General features: G+C 65.6%; 1 protein-coding gene. It reads right to left on the reverse strand.

What is annotated here, in order from left to right:
• Positions 1 to 11: 11 nt before the first annotated feature.
• Positions 12 to 1,109 carry an IS630 family transposase gene (locus AB0D67_RS39135; protein ID WP_362947519.1) on the reverse strand — a complete coding sequence of 366 codons (1,098 nt, stop codon included), beginning with the start codon at positions 1,107 to 1,109 and terminating at the stop codon, positions 12 to 14.
• Between the last annotated feature and the right edge of the window lie 91 nt (positions 1,110 to 1,200).

The following is a 1,200-nucleotide window of genomic DNA, read 5'->3' on the forward strand; positions in this document are numbered from 1 at the left end:
CTAGTGGCGTGTCACGCAACCTTGGTGGGATAACTGGTCCATGAGCGGATCGGGGAGCTGGCCGCGAAGCTGATCTTGGGTCGGGCGTGCCGGTTGTGCCAGCGGATGTAGGCGGCGATGGCGGCGTTCTGCTCGGGGTGGCTGCGGTGGTCGGTGCCGTTGAGGGCGAAGTAGCGCAGTGCGGCGAATTCGGACTCGATCCAGTTCAGCCAGGAGGCGTAGGTCGGCAGGAACACCAGCTCGACGTCGTTGGCGGCGGCCCAGGCTTTGACCTGGGGATGCTTGTGCGGCGAGTAGTTGTCCACGATCAGGTGGAGGGTGCCTGCGGGCCAGCGGGTGCGCAGGGACTTGATGAACGACAGGAACTCGCGCCACCGTTTGCGTTCACGGATCCGGTAGTGGATCTTCCCGGTGGCCAGGTCCAGGGCGCCGAGCAGGTGCATGACCCCGCTGTAGCGGTTGTAGGTGGCCCGCAGGCGGCGGGGGTTCTTACCCGGCCGCCAGGCCTTGCCCTTGCGGGGTTGCAGGTTCAAGGGGCCGAACTCATCCACGCACACCACCCGCCCGCCCTGTGGCGGGGCGTCATACAGGGCCAGGATGCGCTGCATCTTGGCGACGAAGTCGGTGTCGTTGCTGCTCTTCCACGTCGTGGTGGTCTGCCATGACACCTTGCCGGCCTTGAGGATCCGCGCCAGGTGCTGGCGGCTGATCGAGGTCACCAGCCGCAACTCGATCAGGTGGGCGGCGAGCTTGGACAGGCTCCAGGTGGAAAAGCCGGTGAGGCCCCACTCGGCGGGGGTCGTCCGGGCGATCAGGCAGATGCGCTCGCGCACCCACTCACTGATCCTGCGTGGACGACCCCCGCTCCATTTTGGGTCCAAGGCCTCGAACCCCCGCTCGTTGAACGCGTGCACCACCTGGCGCACGTAGTCGTCACTGACCTGCATCAACGACGTGATCGCCGAAGCCGACTGTCCTTGCGCGGACATCAGTACCACGATCGCTCGCCGCAGCTTCACCGGATCCTTGGCCGATCGGGTGATCCTTTGCAGGCGCCGTCCCTCCTCCATCGTCAGCGCACGGACGAACACCTCGGGTTTACGTGCCATGACCACCTCCCAGAACTACTCCGGGACCAGGCTGGCCTGCTCACCCGCCGAGATCAAATAGCCCAGCAAGGTTCAGTGACACGCCACTAGC

Source organism: Streptosporangium sp. NPDC048047, from assembly GCF_040653115.1.
GTDB lineage: Bacteria > Actinomycetota > Actinomycetes > Streptosporangiales > Streptosporangiaceae > Streptosporangium.